The sequence below is a fragment of the Streptomyces sp. NPDC002701 genome (assembly GCF_042889045.1).
GTDB lineage: Bacteria > Actinomycetota > Actinomycetes > Streptomycetales > Streptomycetaceae > Streptomyces.
This window is the reverse complement of record NZ_JBIAQL010000003.1, coordinates 500,696-520,770: the sequence shown is the minus strand read 5'-3', so window position 1 is coordinate 520,770 and position 20,075 is coordinate 500,696. Positions and strand designations below refer to the sequence as shown.

At 71.1% G+C, this 20,075-nt stretch carries 17 protein-coding genes; 13 read left to right on the top strand and 4 right to left on the bottom strand.

All coding sequences use genetic code 11. The features are described 5' to 3' along the window. Position 1: 1 nt before the first annotated feature. Positions 2-1,435: an FAD-dependent oxidoreductase gene (locus ACFYXC_RS10745; protein ID WP_389549328.1), complete on the bottom strand. Its 1,434-nt coding sequence runs from the start codon at positions 1,433-1,435 to the stop codon at positions 2-4. Positions 1,436-1,499: 64 nt separating this feature from the next. Here ACFYXC_RS10745 and ACFYXC_RS10740 point away from each other — a divergent pair, with 64 nt between their 5' ends. Next, the gene (locus tag ACFYXC_RS10740; RefSeq protein ID WP_389549325.1) at positions 1,500-2,141 is read left to right on the top strand and encodes a TetR/AcrR family transcriptional regulator; all 642 of its coding nucleotides are present in this window, start codon (positions 1,500-1,502) and stop codon (positions 2,139-2,141) included. Further along, complete coding sequence (locus ACFYXC_RS10735) at positions 2,128-2,400, top strand: hypothetical protein (protein WP_389549322.1); 273 nt, start codon at positions 2,128-2,130, stop codon at positions 2,398-2,400. The genes ACFYXC_RS10740 and ACFYXC_RS10735 overlap by 14 nt, the downstream gene beginning before the upstream one ends. Here the strand turns inward: ACFYXC_RS10735 and ACFYXC_RS10730 are convergent. Genes ACFYXC_RS10730 through ACFYXC_RS10720 form a run of 3 tightly spaced genes read right to left on the bottom strand, consistent with a single transcriptional unit; the run spans position 2,343 to position 5,799 of the window. Further along, positions 2,343-3,494 (bottom strand): acyltransferase family protein, encoded by a 1,152-nt coding sequence (locus ACFYXC_RS10730; RefSeq protein ID WP_388914483.1) that lies wholly within the window; start codon positions 3,492-3,494, stop codon positions 2,343-2,345. The two genes, ACFYXC_RS10735 and ACFYXC_RS10730, sit on opposite strands and share 58 nt — an antisense overlap. Next, positions 3,491-4,825 carry an alpha-2,8-polysialyltransferase family protein gene (locus ACFYXC_RS10725; RefSeq protein ID WP_389549319.1) on the bottom strand — a complete coding sequence of 445 codons (1,335 nt, stop codon included), beginning with the start codon at positions 4,823-4,825 and terminating at the stop codon, positions 3,491-3,493. The genes ACFYXC_RS10730 and ACFYXC_RS10725 overlap by 4 nt, the downstream gene beginning before the upstream one ends. Next, positions 4,822-5,799 carry a glycosyltransferase family 2 protein gene (locus tag ACFYXC_RS10720; RefSeq protein WP_388914489.1) on the bottom strand — a complete coding sequence of 326 codons (978 nt, stop codon included), beginning with the start codon at positions 5,797-5,799 and terminating at the stop codon, positions 4,822-4,824. Before ACFYXC_RS10720 ends, ACFYXC_RS10725 begins: the two co-directional genes overlap by 4 nt. 198 nt (positions 5,800-5,997) lie before the next feature. Between ACFYXC_RS10720 and ACFYXC_RS10715 the strand changes: the two genes are divergently transcribed. The 11 genes from ACFYXC_RS10715 (at position 5,998) to ACFYXC_RS10665 (ending at position 20,045) form a co-directional block, all read left to right on the top strand. Next, positions 5,998-7,350 (top strand): DUF6716 putative glycosyltransferase, encoded by a 1,353-nt coding sequence (locus tag ACFYXC_RS10715; RefSeq protein WP_388914492.1) that lies wholly within the window; start codon positions 5,998-6,000, stop codon positions 7,348-7,350. A gap of 118 nt (positions 7,351-7,468) precedes the next feature. Next, positions 7,469-8,767, top strand: a complete 1,299-nt coding sequence (locus tag ACFYXC_RS10710) for a cytidylyltransferase domain-containing protein (RefSeq protein ID WP_389549314.1) — start codon at positions 7,469-7,471, stop codon at positions 8,765-8,767. 14 nt (positions 8,768-8,781) lie between these two features. Then, positions 8,782-9,720: an N-acetylneuraminate synthase family protein gene (locus ACFYXC_RS10705; protein WP_388914499.1), complete on the top strand. Its 939-nt coding sequence runs from the start codon at positions 8,782-8,784 to the stop codon at positions 9,718-9,720. Positions 9,721-9,767: 47 nt separating this feature from the next. Next, on the top strand, positions 9,768-11,000 hold the full coding sequence (locus tag ACFYXC_RS10700; protein WP_389549310.1) for a hypothetical protein: 1,233 nt from the start codon (positions 9,768-9,770) through the stop codon (positions 10,998-11,000). A gap of 258 nt (positions 11,001-11,258) precedes the next feature. Beyond that, positions 11,259-12,479, top strand: coding sequence for an amidohydrolase (locus ACFYXC_RS10695; protein ID WP_388914505.1), 1,221 nt, complete (start codon positions 11,259-11,261; stop codon positions 12,477-12,479). A 232-nt stretch (positions 12,480-12,711) separates the two neighbouring features. Next, entirely contained in the window at positions 12,712-13,794 is a 1,083-nt protein-coding gene (locus ACFYXC_RS10690) for a BMP family protein (protein ID WP_388914508.1), read from the top strand. A 452-nt stretch (positions 13,795-14,246) separates the two neighbouring features. Next, the gene (locus tag ACFYXC_RS10685; protein WP_388914511.1) at positions 14,247-15,296 is read left to right on the top strand and encodes a BMP family protein; all 1,050 of its coding nucleotides are present in this window, start codon (positions 14,247-14,249) and stop codon (positions 15,294-15,296) included. Positions 15,297-15,518: 222 nt separating this feature from the next. Then, positions 15,519-17,255 carry an ABC transporter ATP-binding protein gene (locus tag ACFYXC_RS10680; RefSeq protein ID WP_389550009.1) on the top strand — a complete coding sequence of 579 codons (1,737 nt, stop codon included), beginning with the start codon at positions 15,519-15,521 and terminating at the stop codon, positions 17,253-17,255. Beyond that, positions 17,252-18,376 (top strand): ABC transporter permease, encoded by a 1,125-nt coding sequence (locus tag ACFYXC_RS10675; protein WP_388914514.1) that lies wholly within the window; start codon positions 17,252-17,254, stop codon positions 18,374-18,376. Before ACFYXC_RS10680 ends, ACFYXC_RS10675 begins: the two co-directional genes overlap by 4 nt. Beyond that, positions 18,373-19,635 (top strand): ABC transporter permease, encoded by a 1,263-nt coding sequence (locus ACFYXC_RS10670; protein WP_389549304.1) that lies wholly within the window; start codon positions 18,373-18,375, stop codon positions 19,633-19,635. Before ACFYXC_RS10675 ends, ACFYXC_RS10670 begins: the two co-directional genes overlap by 4 nt. Then, positions 19,632-20,045, top strand: a complete 414-nt coding sequence (locus ACFYXC_RS10665) for a cytidine deaminase (RefSeq protein ID WP_389549301.1) — start codon at positions 19,632-19,634, stop codon at positions 20,043-20,045. The genes ACFYXC_RS10670 and ACFYXC_RS10665 overlap by 4 nt, the downstream gene beginning before the upstream one ends. Positions 20,046-20,075: the final 30 nt, after the last annotated feature.

The following is a 20,075-nucleotide window of genomic DNA, read 5'->3' as shown; positions in this document are numbered from 1 at the left end:
CTCAGGCGCGCCGGGCGAGACCGACCCGGGCGGTGTACTCGTCGAGGCCGCGCGCCGAGCTGCCCGCCCAGCCCACGTAACCGTCGGGGCGGACGAGGAACACCCCGGTCCCGTACGCCTCGTACTCCGGGACACGGACCGTGGGGGTGCCGGGGAGGTCCGGTACACCGGTGTCCGTGCCGACCGTGAGCAGCGTCCAGTGCGGGCCACGGAAGGCGTCGAAGAGGCGCACCCCGGCGCGGGTGCCGTCCGGTGCGCGGTCGCCCGCGCGCAGGGCGTCCTCGGGCAGGTCCGCGCGCGTCTCCACGGCGAGCGAGGAGCCCCGGTAGCCGAGGCCGAGCTGCTGGGTGGCGGCGCCCCGCCGGACCTCGCCGCGGTGGACGCCGGTGGACAGGCCCAGCATCTGCGCGGCGACCGGCCGCCGCTCCTCCTCGTAGCTGTCGAGGAGGGCGGCCGGGGCGTCCCGGCGCAGTACGGCGGCGAGCTTCCAGCCCAGGTTGTAGGCGTCCTGGACACTGGTGTTGAGGCCCTGGCCGCCCGCGGGGGAGTGGACGTGGGCCGCGTCGCCCGCCAGGAAGACCCGGCCCTGCCGGAAGCGGTCCGCCAGTGCGGCACGCGGCCGGAAGTCGGAGACCCAGCGGACCTCGGTCACGTCGTCCGGCAAGAGGTGCGTCCGCGTGGCCACCAGCTTGCGGATGCCGGCCAGGGACAGGTCCGGCGCGGCGGACGGATCCGCGAAGCCGGCCATCAGCTGGAAGTCCTCGGTGTGCGGCAGGGGGCAGATCGCCAGGACGCCCTCGCCGTCGGCGGGCGGGAAGAAGTGCCAGTTGTCGCGGTCGAGGCCGGTGACCCGGATGTCCGCGACCAGGGCCGGCGCCGGGTCCACCGTCTCCCCGGTCAGGGCGATGCCCAGTGCGCGCCGCACGGCCGAGCGGCCGCCGTCCGCGGCGACGGCGTGGCGGGCGCGCACCGGCGGGCCGGAGGCGAAGCTCGCCGTCACGCCGTCGCCGTCCTGCGCGAGCCCCACCAGTTCGCGGCCGAAGGCGACGTCGCCGCCCAGCTCCCGCAGACGGGCGAGGAGGATCTCCTGGGTGCGCCACTGCGGGACCATCCAGGCTTCGCCCGCGTACGGTTCGGCCTCCGTCGACTCCGTCTCGTCGAACATCCGGTGCTCGCCCTGGCGTTGTCCGTCCCGCCAGATCATGCCGACGGGGTACCGGCCGCCTCCCGCCCGGATCGCGTCCAGTACGCCCAGGTCGTCGAAGACCTCCAGGGTGCGCGGCTGGAGGCCCTTGCCCCGGGAGCCCGGGAAGAGGGCGGCGGAGCGTTCCACGACGAGGGCGCGCACGCCGTGCCGGGCGAGATCGAGTGCGAGCGCGAGACCGGTGGGTCCGGCACCGACAATCAGCACGTCCTTAACGTTGTTAAGTTCCATGGGGCGAGGATCTCCTTAACGCCGTTAAGTTGTCAAGGGGGGAGCTCCGGATAGGGTGCGGAGCGTGGCAGTGGGGAAGATCGACCGAGGGCTGGTTGCCGACACGGCGCTGCGTCTGCTGAACGACGTCGGGCTCGACGGCCTGAGCCTGCGCGCCATCGCCAAGGAACTGGACGTCAAGGCGCCCGCGCTCTACTGGCACTTCAAGGACAAGCAGGCGCTGCTGGACGAGATGGCCACGGAGATGTACCGGCGGATGACCGCCGGTACGCGGATCCCGGCCGGCGCGGACTGGCGCGAGCGGCTGCTGGCGTCGAGCCGCGGCCTGCGCGCGGCGCTGCTGAGCTACCGCGACGGGGCCAGGGTCTTCAGCGGCTCCCGGTTCACCGGCATCGTGCACGCCGCCCCGATGGAGGAGAACCTGCGCGCCTTCGTGGACGCCGGGTTCACCCTCCGGCAGGCGGTACGCGCCACCAACACCGCGTACCTGTTCACGCTGGGCTTCGTCACCGAGGAGCAGGGCGTGTACCCCCTGCCGGGGGAGCGCCGGGAGGGCTACGACATGACCGCGCGCGCCGAACTGCTCGCCGACTTCCCCCTGTCGGCGGCCGCGGGCCCGGCGATCTTCGAGAACTACGACGAGGGTTTCGAGGAAGGGCTCATGCTGCTGCTGACAGGGATCGAGGCCCGCCGTGGAAGCAGCTGAACCGGCACCGACCGGGCCGCCGGTGACGCCGGCCGGGACACCGGGTGGGGGGTCGGACGAGGCACCGGACGGGCGGCCCGACCCGCTGGCCGGCTTCGTCCCCGATCCCGCCGCCCGGGCCGAACTGGCCCGGCGGATGTCCGAGCTCGCCGGCCTCCTCGACGAGGCCGGCGACGTGCTCGGCGAGATTCTCGAGAACGTTCAGCGCGGCCGGGACAGCGCCGAGCGCAGCCGAGGGGCCAACCGGTCCTCGACGTAGTGGTTCAGCAGCCACGCCAGGACCAGCATCGTCACGACGGTGAGCAGCGCCGTCGCGTACGACGGGATGCCCAGGCTCTGGTGGTACGCCTTGATGGCGACCCAGCCCAGGTGCTCGTGGACCAGGTAGAAGGGGTACGTCAGCGCCCCGGCCACGGTCAGCCACGGCCAGTTGGCCCGGTTCAGCCACCCCAGCGCGATCGCGGCGACCGCCAGGAAGCCGAGGGTGACGACCAGGATGATCCCGGTCGAGGTCCGGTAGGAGAAGTGCGACGGGTCGGGCGCGTGCCACAGCCCCGCCACCGCGTAGTGCTGGCCGATCAGCCAGCTCACGCCCACGATGCCCCAGGCGTACGCGTCACGCCGGTCGCGGTGGACGAGGTACAGGCCGATGCCGCCGATGAAGAAAGGCGCGTACTCGGGCATCAGGATCAGGTCGAGCAGCGGTTCCCGTGCGGCCTGCGCGATCGCCGCGGCGAGCGTCCAGCCCGCGCAGAACAGGATCACGCGCTGCCTGGTCGCCCCCGGCAGGACGATGCAGAGCGCGAACAGCGCGTAGAAGCGGACCTCCGCCCACAGCGTCCAGCAGACCCCGAGCACCCGGTCGGCGCCGAGCGGCTGCTGCATCAGAGTCAGGTTCACCAGCGCGTCGCTGGGCGAGACGGCTTCGTAGGCGACCGCGGGCAGCGCGAAGACCGCCGTGACGAGGACGACCGCCGCCCAGTACGACGGCAGCAGTCGTGAGGCCCGGGAGGCGAAGAACGAGCGCAGGCTCCGCCCCCAGCCGCTCATGCAGATCACGAAGCCGCTGATCACGAAGAAGATCTGCACACCCAGGCAGCCGTACGCGAACCAGGTGTGCAGCGTGGGGAACTGGAGCTGCGCCGAGCTGCCCCAGGCCCCGGTCACCTCGCCGCCCCGGCCGCCGTAGTGGTACGCGGCGACCATCAGCGCGGCGATCAGCCGGAGCCCGTCCAGCGCGCGCAGCCGGGGCACGCGCTTCTGCGGAACTATCCGGGGCGGGACAGGCGGCCGATCGCCCGCCTCGGCCTCCAGCGTGGACGCCGGGGCGGGCGAGGAGTTCATCGTGCTCATCCGAGCGTTGCCCTCTTCAGGGATCGGGCGCGCTTGGCCACACGTCGTACGGTCGCGTTGCGCGGGATGAAGGCGAGCTGCGCGGGTACCGCGCCGGGCAGCCCCAGCGAGGTGAGGCGCCGCCGCTTGAAGTAGCGCCAGGTGTGGTCGTCCAGATGCCGTGCCAGATAGCGCTCGGCGTCCGGCCGCGTGGAGGGGTAGATCTTGGGCTGCATGGCGAAGCCCACGGCCCGTACCAGCTCGCCCAGATCGTCCGGGCCCATGCCCGGGCGCTGCTGGGTGACCGCCTCGCGGTCCGTCAGTTCGGGCAGTATGGCGTCCACGATGGTGACCGGAACGCGGTTGCTGTTCTCGTACGGGGTGAGGCGTTCGAGGAGCGGCTCGGTGCCGATGCGCGCGACGGGGAGGCCGTACAGCGCGGAGGCGGTGAGCAGGGCGGTGGAGAAGCAGCCGACGACCAGCGCGGGCCGCATCCGCTGGTAGAGCACCTCGGCGAGGACCGGGGTGTCGAGCACCGAGAGGTCGGCGCCGATCCGTTCGGCCTCCTTCTCCAGGGCACGCGACCAGCGGGCCGGTGCGCTCGGGTGCGGCTTGAACACCACGCGCTCGTGGCCGAGCGCGACGGCGCCCCTGAGCATCCGGACGTGCAGGTCCTCCTCCTCCTCGGCGGTGAGGATGCCGAGGGCCGACAGGTACTGGCCGAGCAGCAGGGCCGGCTGGTCGATGGCGGGCAGTTCGTCGCCCGTCTTCACCAGCTCGGCGAGGACGTCCGTGAAGGCGGCCGTCGGCACGATCTCCGGCTCGACGCCGAACTCCGTGAGCAGCAGCGGGGTGAGGCCCGGCACCAGGTCCAGGTGGAGCAGCCGGTCGATGCGGGTGCCGACCAGCGGGTCGATCTTGCTGCGGGTCGGGCCGTAGCTCATCAGGCCGTCCGCGTAGACGGTGACGGGGGCGCCCGTGAAGATCTGCGTCATGCCGAGCGCCGGGTTCACCTGGATCGACTCGACGGTCAGCTCCACGTCGTCGTCGCCCAGACCCCAGGCGAGCCGCAGATGCCGCTCCCACAGGGGTACGTCGTCGAGCCGCGGGGCCCAGCCGCCCGGGTGGAACGGGGAGATGGTCTCGTTCCACGAGATGACGTCGTCGAACCGGGCGCGCAGCTGCCCGAAGCCGGGCATCTCGTCGACGCCGGGTGTCGTCTCGGGCGTCGCGGAGTTGTTGGAGACGAGCAGGATGCGACGGTCCGCGGGGCCGAAGCAGCCGGAGTCGACGGCCGCGGCGAGCGTCGCCGTGCCGTACAGCGTCGACGCCATGAAGATCTGGGTCGTCACGCGGACACCCCCGTGGCCGCCGGACGGCGGCGCAGCCGACGCAGTCGCGTCGCGCGCTGTATGTCCATGGAGTCGAGGGCGTCGTCGAGGACGTCCTGCGGCATACGCCGCAATGCGACCGCACTCATCGACTTCAGTTTCCGTGCCACGGCCGGCTCGAACCTTTCGATGGATCCCAGGTGATGGGAAATAATCGCACAGTAGGTCCGCACGGCCTTCGGCAGGAGTTTATCCGCCTCCCGGTCCTGGGCCGTTTCACTTATCACCTGGTCGAACGCGCGAATGAAGTCGAGCTGCCGTACGTCACCGATCTGTGTCAGCGAGGAGGCGACCCCACGCCGGTAGAACACACCGAGCAGCCCCACCGTGGCGAACGACTCCGCCTCCCTGTGCAGTTTCCAGATCCACGGCCGGTCCTCGGCCGTGCGCAGCCCGTCGGTGAAGTGCAGCAGGCCCCGGTCGGCCAGCCGCCGGTGGTAGATGCCGGCCCACGCGTACGCGTAGTCGACGGACGTGGAGCGGTCGGCGGGCAGGATCGCCTCGCGCGGATCCAGGACGACACCGCGCCTGCCGTGCGGCACGCGGTGGATGGTGCGGGCCCGCGCGGTGCACTGGACATGGTCCGTGCGCACGAAGTCGCATCCCAATCCCTCGATGGCGGCGAGGAGTTGCTCGTAGTAACCGGGGGCGAGCCAGTCGTCCCCGTCGAGGAACGTGAGGTACTCGCCACGCGCCGCGTCGATCCCTGTGTTGCGCGCGGTGGCCAGTCCTCCGTTCTTCTCGTGTCTGACATGCACCGCGCCCGGGAGCTCGCGCTCCGCGCGCGCGAGGATGTCCGGTGTCTCGTCGCGGGAGCAGTCGTCGACGAGAATGAACTCGAAGTCCTCGCGTGCGTTGGCACGCAGGCTCTTCAGGGTGTCGGGCGCATATTGCTGCACGTTGTAGAACGGCACGATGACGGAGAGCTTGACCACCCACGTGACGTTAGGCGGCGGCCCGGCATTCGTCTTGACCAGTGGTGAGATGTCAGGTGAACGACACGTGGCGGAATGGTGAACCGGGTCTTATAGCGGGCCGATCCGGGCCTGATTCGCCATTCGGCGATGTGCTGTTAACCCTTTGTTGTATTTCGGTTGGGCCAGGGATCTCCATCGCTTCCTAGCGTCTTCGGTGTGCCAGCAAGTACCCCGAAGTCCCTGCGAGCAGCCGTCCTCGCCGATTCCGACACCCGGTGGAAATGGGGCGCGCTCACCGCGAACCGTATCGCACCGGCCGATTCGGACATCAGGCTCGACGGCTACCTCCTGAGGGGCCGTGCGACCCCCACCGCCCGTCAGCTCGAAGAGGTCGGCGTCCGCGCGGACTCCCTGCGGGAGGTCACCGCCGTGGAGTTCCTCCGGGAGATGGCCCGCGAGGAGCCGGCGTACGACGTCCTCGTGCTGTCCCTCGTGGGGGGCGGCGTGCAGGCGATGCTGCACGGGCTCTCCCACCAGTGGCGCGAACGCGCGGCGACGGGCAGCGTGAAGCGGCCCGTGGTCGTCACCGGCTATGTCGGCGTCGTCTACGAGAAACTCGCCGACGGGCTGCTGCTGCGGCACGGCGCGGACCTCGTCCTCGCCAACTCCCGCCAGGACGCGGACCGTTTCCGCGCCGTGTACGAGGGAGTGGGCGCCGACGCCTCCTCGGTGACCGAGGTCGCGCTGCCGTTCCTCGGCGGCGACCCGTACGAGAAGCACGACCCGTACACGGTCGTCTTCGCCGCGCAGCCCTCCGTACCGGAGAGCCGCAAGGACCGTACGTACCTGCTGAACCGGCTCGTCCAGCACGCCAGGCTGCACCCGGAGCGCGAAGTCCTGCTGAAGCTGCGCTCCAAGCCGGGCGAGCACACCACGCACATCGAGGAGCAGCCCTACCAGCGACTCGCGGAGCGGATCCCGGGCGGCCTGCCCGCCAACTTCCGCCTCGTGTACGGGCACATGGGCGAGGTCCTCGACCGTACGGACCTGCTGGTCACCGTCAGCTCCACGGCGGCCCTCGAGTCCCTGCACCGCCGCATCCCCACCGTCGTCCTCACCGACCTCGGAGTGCGCGAGTCGCTCGGCAACCACCACTTCGTGGGCTCCGGCTGCCTCGCCTCCTGGGACCAGCTCGACGACGGGCACACACCGTCGCCCGACGAACGCTGGGTCGCCCGGCAGGGAGTCGCCGCCGGCGGTTCCGCCACGGAGGGCGGCTCGTACGAGACGGCCTTCGACGCGGCGCGCGAACGGATCGCCGGACTGCTCGCGGGCGGGCCGCTGCCCGGCCTCGCCCCCTACTACACGCCTGCCACCGCGCCCGGTTACCTGCCCGGCATCCTCGCCCGTCACCACCTCGCGCCGGACGGCAGTCCGCTGCCGGGGGCGCCCGACGCCGACCGGGAGCCGGGGCCCGTCCGGCAGATCGTGCGCAGGGCCGCCCGCGGGGCCTATCGGCACGGGGTGCAGCGGGTGGCGCCCGTCATCCGGCGGATGGGGGAGCTGTGACGGCTCGCTCCGCGGCGGACGCCGTCCCGAATCTGCGGGTCCGTCGTGGCTGGTCGCGCAGTTCCCCGCGCCCCTTCCGGGGCGCCATACGCCAGCCCCTCATCAAGGAGTACAGCGCATGACCAACTCGGAAGCGGGACGGCTCAAGTCGGTGCCGCGTGTGCTCGCGGTGATTCCCGCGCGGGGCGGGTCCAAGGGCGTTCCCGCCAAGAACCTGCTGCCCGTCGGCGGTGTCCCGCTGGTCGCCCGCGCCGTGCGCGAGTGCCGTGCGGCCCGGCTCGTCACGGACGTCGTGGTCTCCACCGACGACCAGGCGATCGCCGCCGCCGCCCGCCAGGCCGGCGCCGAGGTCGTGCTGCGGCCCGCCGCCATCGCCGGCGACACGGCGACCTCCGAGGCGGCCGTCCTGCACGCCATGGACGCCCACGAGGCGCTGCACGGCTCCCCGGTGGACGCCGTACTCCTCGTACAGTGCACCAGCCCCTTCATCATCCGCGAGGACATCGACGGGGTGGCGGGCGCGGTCGTGGAGAACGGCGCGGACACCGCGCTGACCGTGGCGCCCTTCCACGGGTTCATCTGGCGCGACGCCGACGACGACCCGGCCGCGGTCGACACCGGGGCGACCCGTTCCGTGGGCGGCGGTACGGCAGTGGTCGACGCCACCCTTACGGACGGCGGTTACGGCGTCAACCATGACAAATCGTTCCGCCCCCGCCGCCAGGACCGGCCCCAGGACCTCCTGGAGACCGGCGCCGCGTACTGCATGAACGCGGCGGGCCTGCGGGAGCACAAGCACCGCTTCTTCGGGCGGACCGAACTCGTCCGCACCGACCCCGCGCGGGTCCTGGAGATCGACGACCCGCACGACCTCGCCCGCGCCCGGGCCCTCGCGCCGCTCTTCGACGCGAACCGGCCCGGCACCCTCCCGACCGCCGAAGACATCGACGCGGTCGTCCTCGACTTCGACGGCACCCAGACCGACGACAGGGTGCTGATCGACTCCGACGGAAAGGAGTTCGTCTCCGTGCACCGCGGGGACGGACTCGGCATCGCGGCCCTCCGCAGGAGCGGCCTGACGATGCTGATCCTCTCCACGGAGCAGAACCCGGTCGTCGCCGCCCGCGCACGGAAGCTCAAGATCCCCGTGCTGCACGGCATCGACCGGAAAGACCTCGCGCTGAAGCAGTGGTGCGAGGAACAGGGCATCGCGCCCGAGCGCGTGCTCTACGTCGGCAACGACGTCAACGACCTCCCGTGCTTCGCCCTCGTGGGCTGGCCCGTGGCGGTCGCGAGCGCCCACGACGTCGTACGCGGCGCCGCGCGCGCGGTCACCACCGTCCCCGGTGGCGACGGCGCGATCCGAGAGATCGCCAGCTGGATCCTCGGCCCTTCTCTCGATTCCCTCGACAAGTAAGGAACGTCTCCACCATGAGCACCAACTCCCGCCTGCGCAAGTTCGGTTCGAAGACCGCCGGCCCCGGCCACCCCGTCTACGTCGTCGGCGAGATCGGCATCAACCACAACGGCGAGCTCGAGAACGCCTTCAAGCTGATCGACGCGGCCGCCGAGGCCGGCTGCGACGCCGTGAAGTTCCAGAAGCGCACCCCGGAGATCTGCACCCCGCGCGACCAGTGGGACATCGAGCGCGACACCCCCTGGGGCCGCATGACCTACATCGACTACCGCCACCGCGTGGAGTTCGGCGAGGACGAGTACCGCCAGATCGACGAGTACGCCAAGTCGAAGAACATCGACTGGTTCGCCTCCCCGTGGGACACCGAGGCCGTCGCGTTCCTGGAGAAGTTCGACGTCCCGGCCCACAAGGTCGCCTCCGCCTCCCTCACCGACGACGAGCTGCTGCGCGCCCTGCGTGCCACCGGCCGCACGGTCATCCTCTCCACCGGCATGTCGACGCCGAAGCAGATCCGCCACGCGGTCGAGGTCCTCGGCAGCGACAACATCCTGATGTGCCACGCCACCTCGACGTACCCGGCGCAGGCCGAGGAGCTCAACCTCCGCGTCATCAACACCCTCCAGGCCGAGTACCCGAACGTCCCGATCGGCTACTCCGGCCACGAGACCGGCCTGCAGACCACGCTCGCCGCGGTCGCCCTCGGCGCCACCTTCGTCGAGCGTCACATCACCCTGGACCGCGCGATGTGGGGCTCCGACCAGGCCGCCTCCGTCGAGCCGCAGGGCCTGACCCGCCTGGTGCGCGACATCCGCACCATCGAGGCGTCCCTCGGCGACGGCGTCAAGAAGGTCTACGAGTCCGAGCTGGGCCCGATGAAGAAGCTGCGCCGCGTCTCCGGCGTCGTCGCCGAGGCCGAGATCGCCGCGGCCGCCGGCGAGCCCGTCTCGGTCTGAGTCACTCCCACCCCTTCCGATTCCAGGGAAGCGACGGTCTTACGTCGATGAGTCCCCGCGCCGGGTCCACCGGCCCCCAGCCACCCGCCACGCTGGCTTTCGTCGAAAGCCCGGTGCAGCTCCTGAACGTCCTGGAGTGGGCGCACGCGCACGCCCTCAAGGCCGCCGCCGCCAGGAGCACCGGCGAGACCTCCGGGCCCCCGGGTCCGGAGCTGGGGGCCGGCCGGCCCGGCGGAACCGGCAGGTTCGGCCGGTCCGGGAGGCCCGGCGGGTCGGGCAGGCCCGGCAGGTCCGGTGACGCCAGGCCCGGCGAGGCCGGTACCGGGCTCACCCTCGTCGTCCTGTCGCCGACCGACCCGATGACCCGCGGACAGCTGCGGCGCATGGCCGAGCTGGCCCGCGACGAGGGCTACGAGGTGCGGTGGGAGGAGGCGAGGGGCGGCACGTCCGCGCCCTTCCACACGGTCGGCGGACTCGCGCCCCTGCTGCGGCGGGCACGGCGGATCGTGATGGGCGACCCCTTCTCGCGGTACGTGCAACTGCTGCTGAACATCACCCGCGCCCGCGACCTCGTCGTCGTGGACGACGGGACCGCGACCATGGAGTTCGTCTCCCAGCTCGCGCGCGGTGAACGCCTGGTGCGCTGGCACCGGCGCGGCGGACGCCCCGGGGCCCGGGACCTGGTCTTCGCACCGGTCTCGGCCCGGGCCCGCCGCCGGCTCACCCCCGGAACGGGACGGCGGGTCGAGGTCTTCTCCTCCATGCCGATCACCGAGACGCCCGAGGGCGTCGACATCACGGCCAACGACTTCGCCTGGACCCGCGCCCGGTTCGGCCCGCCCCGCATCACCAAGGGCGCGGACCTGGTCGGCACGTCCCTGGTGGAGACGGGGGTCGTGGACCCCGACCGCTACCTGGAGGCGGTGAAGGGGCTGGCCGGCACCTACGGGGCCACCCGCTACTTCGCCCACCGCAGGGAGAGTCCCGAGAAGCTGCACCGGCTCGCCACCGAGGCCGGCCTGGAGATCGTCCGCCCGGACCTCCCCCTCGAACTGATCGCCCGGCGCGGACCCATCGGCCGGACGATCCTGAGCTTCCCCTCGACGGTGGTGCACACCCTGCCGCTCGCGCTGGCCGGTACGGAGGTCAAGGTCGCCGTCTTCGACATCGACCCCGCCTGGCTCACGGAGAGCGCCTCGCCCCGCGCCCAGGGATTCCTGTCCGGCGTCACCGGCACGGCCCGCGACGTCCACCGGCTGTCGGCGGTCACCGCCACCTGAGACTCCAGGCGGACTCCACCGCGGCGCTGTCCGGCAGCTGAACAGAACCGTTCGGGGGGACGTATGCGTGGTATGCGTAGAGGGCCGGTTCCCGGGGACCCGGGAACGAGCTCCCGGAAAGCCGGGCGAGCTTACCCAAGCCAGTCAATATCTATGCGTCGCACGGTCACATTTTCTGCCCAGAACGAGTTGAAGTTTTGTTGATCGCAGGTCGGTTGGCCGTCGCGTCGCCCTACCCTTCAGAGGGTGAACCAACTGATGTCGCAAGAGTCCGAGGCCGATTCGTCCGGGGAGGCGTCGCTTCCCGGCGCGCTGTCCGAAGCGCTGCGCGCCGAACTCGTCGCGTTCCGACGAGACCTGCACATGCACCCGGAGCTGGGCAACCAGGAGTTCCGTACCACCGCCGCGATCAAGGAGCGGCTGGAGCGGGCGGGGTTGCGGCCCCGTGTGCTCGACACGGGCACCGGGCTCATCTGTGACATCGGCGTACCGGACCCGGCCCTGCCGATGCTCGCCCTGCGCGCGGACATCGACGGACTGCCCATCCCGGACACGAAGACCGGCTGCGCGTACCGGTCGACCGTGCCGGACCGGGCCCACGCCTGCGGGCACGACGTGCACACGACCGTCGTGCTGGGCGCCGCCCTCGTCCTCGCGGACCTGTATGAGAAGGGTCTCCTCGACCGGGCCGTACGCCTGATCTTCCAGCCCGCGGAGGAGGTGCTGCCCGGCGGCGCCACCGACGTCATCAAGTGCGGCGGGCTGGACGGCGTCGGCCGGATCGTCGCCGTCCACTGCGACCCGAGGGTCGACGCCGGCCGCATCGGACTGCGGCACGGGCCCATCACCTCCGCCTGCGACCGGATCGAGGTCGCGCTGGACGGCCCCGGCGGGCACACCGCGCGGCCGCACCTCACCACCGATCTCGTCACCGCCGCCGCCCGGGTCGCCGTCGACGTGCCGGCCGTCGTCGCCCGCCGGGCCGACGCGCGCTCCGGGCTCTCCCTGACCTGGGGGCGCATCGAGTCGGGCCACGCCTGCAACGTGATCCCGCAGCACGCCGAACTCTCCGGGACCGTACGGTGCCTGGACCTGGAGGCATGGCGGACCGCACCCGACCTGGTGCACGCCGCGATCGACGAGGTCGCGACGCTCCACCGCGCCAAGTCCGAGATCAACTACGTACGCGGGGTGCCGCCGGTCGTCAACGATCCCGGCGTGAGCGATCTGCTGCGCGACGCGATGACCGCCCGGCTCGGCGCCGGCTCCGTGGAGAGCACCGAGCAGAGCCTGGGCGGGGAGGACTTCTCCTGGTACCTGGAGCACGTGCCCGGCGCCATGGCCCGCCTCGGGGTGCGCACGCCGGGCGAGCGGACCGTGCGCGACCTGCACCAGGGCGACTTCGACGCCGACGAGTCGGCCATCACGGTGGGCGTCGAGCTCTTCACCGCCGCCGCCCTGCTGACGGCCCGCGGCTGACCCGGAGCCCGCGCGCGGTGAGGGCGCGGGGGCGAGGGGTGCCCCGGTCGGCACCCCTTCGTCCCCTTGTGTCACTCGTACGTAACCGGCGGCGGGCGTTCGTAACCGGTCGTCGGCACGAATCGATAACGGCCGGGAACAACCCCGTTCCCCTCCCCTTCTACGCGCGTTACCGTTCGCCGCAGTCAGCGTCGGCAACGGCGCCTTTGGGGAATGTAAGGGGTGCTCTCTCATGCGTCGGATCTCTCGGATTTCTCGGAGGACAAGGCTCACCCGGGCCGCTGCCGCCGCCGCGGTCGTCGTCCTCGCGGCCGCCGGCTGCGGTGAGACCAGCGACGAGTCGTCGGGCAGCGACACCGAGTCGGGCTCCGGCTACCAGGGCAAGGGCATCGGGCTCGCCTACGACATCGGCGGGCGCGGCGACCAGTCCTTCAACGACGCCGCGTTCTCCGGGTTCGAGAAGGCCCGCAAGGAGTTCAAGGTCGGCGGCAACGACATCGAGCCGAGCGACGGCGAGTCGGACGCCGACAAGGTGCAGCGCCTGACCCAGATGGCGAAGGCCGGCTACAACCCCATCATCGGCGTCGGCTACATCTACGCCCCCGCCGTGAAGGAGGTCTCCGCCAAGTACCCGAAGGTGACCTTCGCCGTCATCGACGACGCCCAGGTGAAGGCGGAGAACGTGGCGGACATGGTGTTCGCCGAGGAGCAGGCGTCCTACCTCGCCGGAGTCGCCGCCGCCAAGGCCAGCAAGAAGGACCACGTCGGCTTCATCGGCGGCGTGGACATCCCGCTGATCCACAAGTTCGAGGCGGGCTTCGTCCAGGGCGTCGCCTCGGTCGACCCGAAGATCAAGGTCGAGAAGCGGTACCTCACCGAGAAGCCCGAGGACGGCGGGTTCGCCAACCCGAGCATGGGCAAGGAGGCCGCCAGCGGCCAGATCGAGGCCGGCGCCGACGTGATCTACCACGCGGCCGGTCTGTCGGGCCAGGGCGTCATCCAGGAGGCCGCGGCCGAGAAGGTCTGGGCGATCGGCGTCGACTCGGACCAGTACAAGCAGAAGGCCCTCGCCGCGTCCAAGGACTGGATCCTCGGCTCCGCCCTGAAGGACGTCGGCGGCGCCGTGTACGAGGTCACCAAGTCCGTCGTGGAGGGGAAGCCGCTCTCCGGCGAGCACCGCGGGGACCTGAAGTCGGGCGGGGTGGGCTTCGCCGACTCCAACCCGAAGTACAAGGCGATGACCGATGTCGTCGCGGCCGTCGACAAGGCCAAGGAAGACATCATCAGCGGCAAGGTGACGGTCAAGACTGACTAGCGCCTCCGGCGGGTGCGGATAAGCGGCGGGGCAGCCCGTCGGCTGCGGGCCGGTGGGGGCCGGCCGCGCAGTTCCCCGCGCCCCTGACGGACGGGGCTGCGCCGCCCCGGCCGCGGTGGTGCGTCCACGGCTGCGGGCCGGTGGGGGCTGATCGCGCAGTTCCCCGCGCCCCTTCAGGGCGGTGGCCGGGGGGTGTCGTCAGTCGCGCCCCGTAAGGGGCGCGGGGAACTGCGCGGCCCGCCCCCACCGGCCCGCAGTCGACGACACACCTCCGGCCGGTAGAAGGCAGCCGCCTCCCGCAAGGGGCGTGCGACGTTCCGTAGTCTGTGGTTCATCTGTGGCCACAGCTCGGTAACGGACCGGACAGAAGGGGTTTTCCGTCTGGTCTACGCGCGTTACGCTGCGGCGGAACCAGCGCCTGTACAGGCGCATGCACTAAGGAGTCACGCACCATGCGCCGGGTGTCCCGAATCGCTGTCGCGGGCGTTGCGACCGCTACCCTCACCGCCGCCCTCGCCGCCTGCGGCGGCACTTCCAACGACGCCGCCGACAGCGGCGACGGCAAGACCAAGGGCCTCGCCATCGCGTACGACGTCGGCGGCAAGGGCGACCAGTCCTTCAACGACGCCGCCACCGCCGGCATGGAGAAGGCCGCCGCGGAGTTCAAGTACGGCTCCAAGGCCGTCGAGCCGACCGACGGCGAGTCGGACGCCGACAAGGTGCAGCGCCTGGAGACGCTGGCCAAGGCCGGCTACAACCCGGTGATCGGCGTCGGCTACGCCTACGCGCCGGCCGTCGCCGAGGCCGCGGACAAGTTCCCGAAGACGACCTTCGGCATCGTCGACGACGAGACGATCGACAAGAAGAACGTCGCCGACATGGTCTTCCACGAGGAGCAGGCTTCCTACCTCGCGGGCGTCACGGCGGCCCTGACCACCAAGTCCAGGACGGTCGGTTTCGTCGGCGGCGTGGACATCCCGCTGATCCACAAGTTCGAGGCGGGATACAAGCAGGGCGTCGCGGACACGAACCCGAAGGTCAAGGTCGTCTCGCAGTTCCTGACCGAGAAGGCCGAGGACGGCGGCTTCGCCAGCCCCGACAAGGGCAAGACCGCCGCCGAGGGCCAGATCGAGGACGGCGCCGACGTGGTCTACCACGCCGCGGGCCTGTCCGGTCAGGGCGTCATCGAGGCCGCCGCCGCCGCGAAGGTGTACGCGATCGGCGTCGACTCCGACCAGTACAGCCAGGACGCCCTCAAGGCGTACAAGCAGTACATCCTCACCTCGGCCACCAAGGACGTCGCGGGCGCGGTCTACAACCTCGCCAAGTCGGTCCAGGACGGCAAGCCCGCGACCGGTGTCGTGCGTGCCTCCCTCAAGACCGGCGGTGTGGGTCTCGCGGACTCGAACCCCGAGTTCAAGGGCAACGCCAAGCTGCAGGAGGCCCTGAAGAAGGCCACCGAAGGCATCAACGACGGCACCATCAAGGTCAAGACCTCGTAGCAACCGTTCGTGGTAACCATGGTCAATCGGGCGCTGTAATGGCAGCGTTACGGTCGCGAAAACGGGGTGTGGGAAGGATGGCCTTCCCGCGCCCCGTTCGCGCGGCGGATGATCCGGGTCCGTCCGGGAAGTGGGTGTATGCCCGGAACGCTCGACCTCCGCAGTAGCAGTTGAAGCAGGGGCGCTACGCGCGTAGATGGCCCCTTTTCCGAGGAGTACGCCATCGACGCGTCCAGCAGCCCCCCGCTCGCCGCACAGTCACAGCCACAGTCCGCCGTGTCGGTCGAACTGGCGGGGATCACCAAACGGTTCCCCGGTGTCGTCGCCAACCACGACATCCACCTGTCCGTCCGCAAGGGCACCGTGCACGCCCTCGTCGGCGAGAACGGCGCCGGCAAGTCGACCCTGATGAAGATCCTCTACGGCATGCAGAAGCCGGACGAGGGCACCATCGCGGTCGACGGCCGGCAGGTCACCTTCGCCAGCCCCGCCGACGCCATCGCGCGCGGCATCGGCATGGTCCACCAGCACTTCATGCTGGCCGACTACCTCACCGTCCTCGAGAACGTCGTCCTGGGCAGCGAGAAGCTGTACGGCATCGGCGCCGCCGCCCGCCAGAAGATCCGGGAGATCTCCGAGCGGTACGGCCTCGGCGTACGCCCGGACGCCCTCGTCGAGGACCTCGGCGTCGCCGACCGCCAGCGCGTGGAGATCCTCAAGGTCCTCTACCGCGGCGCCCGCATCCTCATCCTGGACGAGCCCACCGCCGTCCTCGTGCCGCAGGAGGTCGACGCGCTCTTCGACAACCTCCGCGAGCTCAAGGCGGAGGGCCTGTCCGTCATCTTCATCTCCCACAAGCTGGGCGAGGTCCTGTCGGTCGCCGACGAGATCACCGTCATCCGCCGCGGCACCACGGTCGGCACGGCCGTCCCCGCCGAGACCACCTCGCGGCAGCTCGCCGAGATGATGGTCGGCAGCGAACTGCCCACACCGGAGACCGCCGAGTCGACGGTCACCGACAAGCCCGTCGTCCAGGTCGAGGGCCTCACCGTGTACGCGGCCGACGGCGCCTCGCTCGGCGAGACCGGGTCGGTCGGGGCAGCGGGCGGGACCGGGCCGGCCGGCGGGACCGCGGTCGGCGGGCTGCTCACCGACACCGCGGCCGGCGGCGACGCCAAGCGTGTCCTCGACGACGTCACCTTCACCATCCACGCCGGTGAGGTCATGGGCATCGCCGGTGTCGAGGGCAACGGCCAGACCGAACTGGTCGACGCCCTGATCGGCCTCAAGAACGCCGACTCGGGCACCCTGCGCTTCCAAGGCGAGGAGATCACCTCCTGGCCCACCCGCAGGCGCCGCGAGCAGGGCGTCGGCTACATCCCCGAGGACCGCCACCGCCACGGCCTCCTCCTGGAAGCCCCGCTGTGGGAGAACCGCATCCTCGGCCATGTCACCGAGAAGCCCAACAGCAAGGGCTTCTGGCTGGACCCCAAGGGCGCCCAGGACGACACCCGCCGCATCGTCGAGGAGTACGACGTCCGCACCCCCGGCATCGACGTCACCGCGGCCTCGCTGTCCGGCGGCAACCAGCAGAAGCTGATCGTCGGCCGCGAGATGAGCCACAAGCCGCGCTTCCTGATCGCCGCCCACCCCACCCGCGGGGTGGACGTCGGCGCCCAGGCCGCCATCTGGGACCAGATCCGCGAGGCCCGCCGGGAAGGTCTGGCCGTACTGCTGATCTCCGCCGACCTGGACGAGCTGATCGGCCTCTCCGACACCCTCCGGGTGATCTACAACGGCAGGCTCGTCGCGGACGCCGACCCGGCGACCATCACTCCGGAGGAGCTGGGCTCGGCCATGACAGGCGCCGCGACCGGCCACCTGGAGCACGTGGAGCAGGCAGCGCGCGAAGAGCACACAGCGCAGGCAGTGGAAGCCCCGGAGGACGAGGCCCGATGAAGAAGTTCGACAAGGAGCGCGTGCTCCTCGCGGTGGCCGGACCGGTCATCGCGCTCGTGGCGGCCGTACTGCTGACCTCGTTCGTGCTGATCGCCTCGGGCAAGAACCCGATCGAGCCGTACACCCTGATGTTCGAGCAGGCCGGGTTCGCCGACGTCCAGGTCCTGATCATCAACCAGGCCGGCGTCTACTACCTCGCCGCCCTCGCGGTCGCCGTCGGCTTCCGCATGAACCTCTTCAACATCGGCGTCGACGGCCAGTACCGCCTCGCCGCCATGATGACCGCGGTCGTCGGCGCGCACGTCTCGCTGCCGGCCGCCCTGCAGATCCCGTTCCTGATGCTGATCGCGGTGCTCACCGGCGCCTTCTGGGCCGGTATCGCGGGCGTCCTCAAGGTCACCCGCGGGGTGAGCGAGGTCGTCGCGACGATCATGCTCAACGCCATCGCCACCAGCCTCATCGGCTACCTCACCCTCACCGAGGTCTGGGGCCAGCCGCTCGGCAACAACCAGACCACCGGAGTCATGAAGGAGTCCGGCTGGTTCCCCGGCTTCGACATGGGCGACGCGGGCGAGATCTACGGCTTCACCCTGATCGCCGTCCTCGCGGGCGTCCTGTACTGGCTGGTCCTCAACCGCACCCGCTTCGGCTTCGACCTGCGCGCCACCGGCGCCTCCGAGACCGCGGCGGCCGCCTCCGGCGTGGACGCCAAGCGGATGGTCCTCACCGCGATGCTCATCTCCGGCGGCATGGCCGGCCTCGCGGGCCTGCCGATCCTCCTCGGCGACGCCCACACCTACAGCCTGTCCTTCCCGACCGGCCTCGGCTTCACCGGCATCACCATCGCGCTGCTCGGCCGCAACAACCCGGTCGGCATCGCCTTCGCCGCCCTGCTCGTCGCCTTCCTCGACAAGGCTTCGCCCGCCCTCGACTACGCGACCCCGGTGGCGTACGACAAGGAGATCGCGGTGATCATGCAGGGCCTCATCGTGATCGCGGTCGTCGTCTCCTACGAGGCCGTACGCGTCTGGGGCCTGCGCCGCCAGCAGCGGCGCGTCGGCGCCGAACTGGCCGCGGCCGCCGCCAACGACAACTCCAAGAAGGAGGTGGCTGCCCGATGAGCACCTCGACCGTCGCCAAGCCGCAGGCGCCGAAGCCCGCCCGGGGCCGCCGCCGTATCTCGCTCCCGGTCCTGCTCCTGGCCGTCGCGGGCCTGCTGGTCCTCGTCTCCGCCGTCCGGCTGATCACCGACGCGAACGGCATCACCTCCACCGGCCAGATGTCCACCGCCCTGCGCCTGGCCGTACCGATCGGCCTCGCCGGTCTCGGCGGCCTGTGGGCGGAGCGCGCGGGCGTCGTCAACATCGGCCTCGAAGGCATGATGATCCTCGGCACCTGGTTCGGTGCCTGGGCCGGCTTCCAGTGGGGCCCGTGGACCGGTGTCGCGTTCGGCATCATCGGCGGCGCCCTCGGCGGCCTGCTGCACGCCGTCGTCACCGTCACCTTCAACGTCAACCACATCGTCTCCGGTGTGGCCATCAACATCCTGGCCCTCGGCGCCACCCGCTATCTGTCGACCTTCGCCTTCGAGGGCGAGGAGGGCGGTACGTCCAAGCAGTCGCCGCCCGTCGACTCGCTCGGCACCTTCGACATCCCGGGGCTCTCGGACTGGCTGCAGACCCTCAACGGCAAACACTGGTTCCTGGTCTCCGACCTGGCCGGCCTGATCGGCGGCATCTTCACCAACCTGTCGCCGCTCACCGTGGTCGCCGTCGCGCTCGTCCCGGTCACCTGGTGGGTGCTGTGGCGCACCTCCTTCGGCCTGCGGCTGCGCTCCTGCGGCGAGAACCCGGTGGCCGCCGAGTCCCTCGGCGTCAACGTCTACAAGTACAAGTACCTGGCCGTCGTCATCTCCGGCGGCTTCGCCGGACTCGGCGGCGCCTTCCTGTCCCTGGTCGCCTCCAACATCTACCTGGAGGGCCAGACCGGCGGCCGCGGCTACATCGGCCTCGCCGCGATGATCTTCGGCAACTGGATGCCGGGCGGGCTCGCCCTCGGCGCCGGCCTGTTCGGCTACACCGACAGCCTCAAGCTCCGCGGCGGCGGCACCAACGTCCACGCGCTGCTGCTCCTCCTGGCGCTGCTGCTGGTCATCGGCGCCGCGTACTTCGTATGGAAGAAGCGCTACGTCCACGCGGCGGTCACCACCCTCATCGGGGTGCTGGTGTTCCTCTGGTACACCAGCACCAACGAGGTCCCGAACCAGGTCGTCACCGCCACCCCGTACGTCGTCACGCTGCTCGTCCTCGCGCTCTCCGCGCAGCGCCTGCGGATGCCGAAGGCCGACGGCATGCCCTACCGGCGGGGGCAAGGAAAGTGACGCCGGCCGGCACCGCGTCCGCGGCCGTCGACTGGGAGGCCCTGCGGGAGGCGGCGCGCGAGGCGATGTCCCGCGCGTACGCCCCCTACTCGGGCTACCCGGTCGGGGTCGCGGCCCTGGTCGACGACGGCCGGGTGGTCTCCGGATGCAACGTGGAGAACGCCTCGTACGGGCTCGGCCTGTGCGCCGAGTGCGGACTGGTCTCGCAGCTCCAGAACACCGGGGGCGGCCGGCTCACGCACTTCACCTGCGTCGACGGCCACGGCGAGATCCTCGTCCCGTGCGGCCGCTGCCGCCAGCTGCTGTACGAGTTCGGCGGCCCCGACCTCGTCCTGGAGACCCCGGCCGGTCTCCTTCCGCTCTCCGAGATGCTCCCGCAAGCCTTCGGCCCCGAGCACCTCACCAGGTAATGCACGGGCGGCCCCTCCGTATCGTGTGTC

Excerpts from the sequence above, each read along its gene's own strand:
- ACFYXC_RS10745 (WP_389549328.1), bottom strand. The coding sequence starts at position 1,435 with ATGGAACTTAACAACGTTAAGGACGTGCTGATTGTCGGTGCCGGACCC.
- ACFYXC_RS10730 (WP_388914483.1), bottom strand. The coding sequence starts at position 3,494 with ATGAGCACGATGAACTCCTCGCCCGCCCCGGCGTCCACGCTGGAGGCC.
- ACFYXC_RS10710 (WP_389549314.1), top strand. The coding sequence starts at position 7,469 with ATGACCAACTCGGAAGCGGGACGGCTCAAGTCGGTGCCGCGTGTGCTC.
- ACFYXC_RS10705 (WP_388914499.1), top strand. The coding sequence starts at position 8,782 with ATGAGCACCAACTCCCGCCTGCGCAAGTTCGGTTCGAAGACCGCCGGC.
- ACFYXC_RS10700 (WP_389549310.1), top strand. The coding sequence starts at position 9,768 with ATGAGTCCCCGCGCCGGGTCCACCGGCCCCCAGCCACCCGCCACGCTG.
- ACFYXC_RS10695 (WP_388914505.1), top strand. The coding sequence starts at position 11,259 with ATGTCGCAAGAGTCCGAGGCCGATTCGTCCGGGGAGGCGTCGCTTCCC.
- ACFYXC_RS10690 (WP_388914508.1), top strand. The coding sequence starts at position 12,712 with ATGCGTCGGATCTCTCGGATTTCTCGGAGGACAAGGCTCACCCGGGCC.
- ACFYXC_RS10685 (WP_388914511.1), top strand. The coding sequence starts at position 14,247 with ATGCGCCGGGTGTCCCGAATCGCTGTCGCGGGCGTTGCGACCGCTACC.
- ACFYXC_RS10675 (WP_388914514.1), top strand. The coding sequence starts at position 17,252 with ATGAAGAAGTTCGACAAGGAGCGCGTGCTCCTCGCGGTGGCCGGACCG.
- ACFYXC_RS10670 (WP_389549304.1), top strand. The coding sequence starts at position 18,373 with ATGAGCACCTCGACCGTCGCCAAGCCGCAGGCGCCGAAGCCCGCCCGG.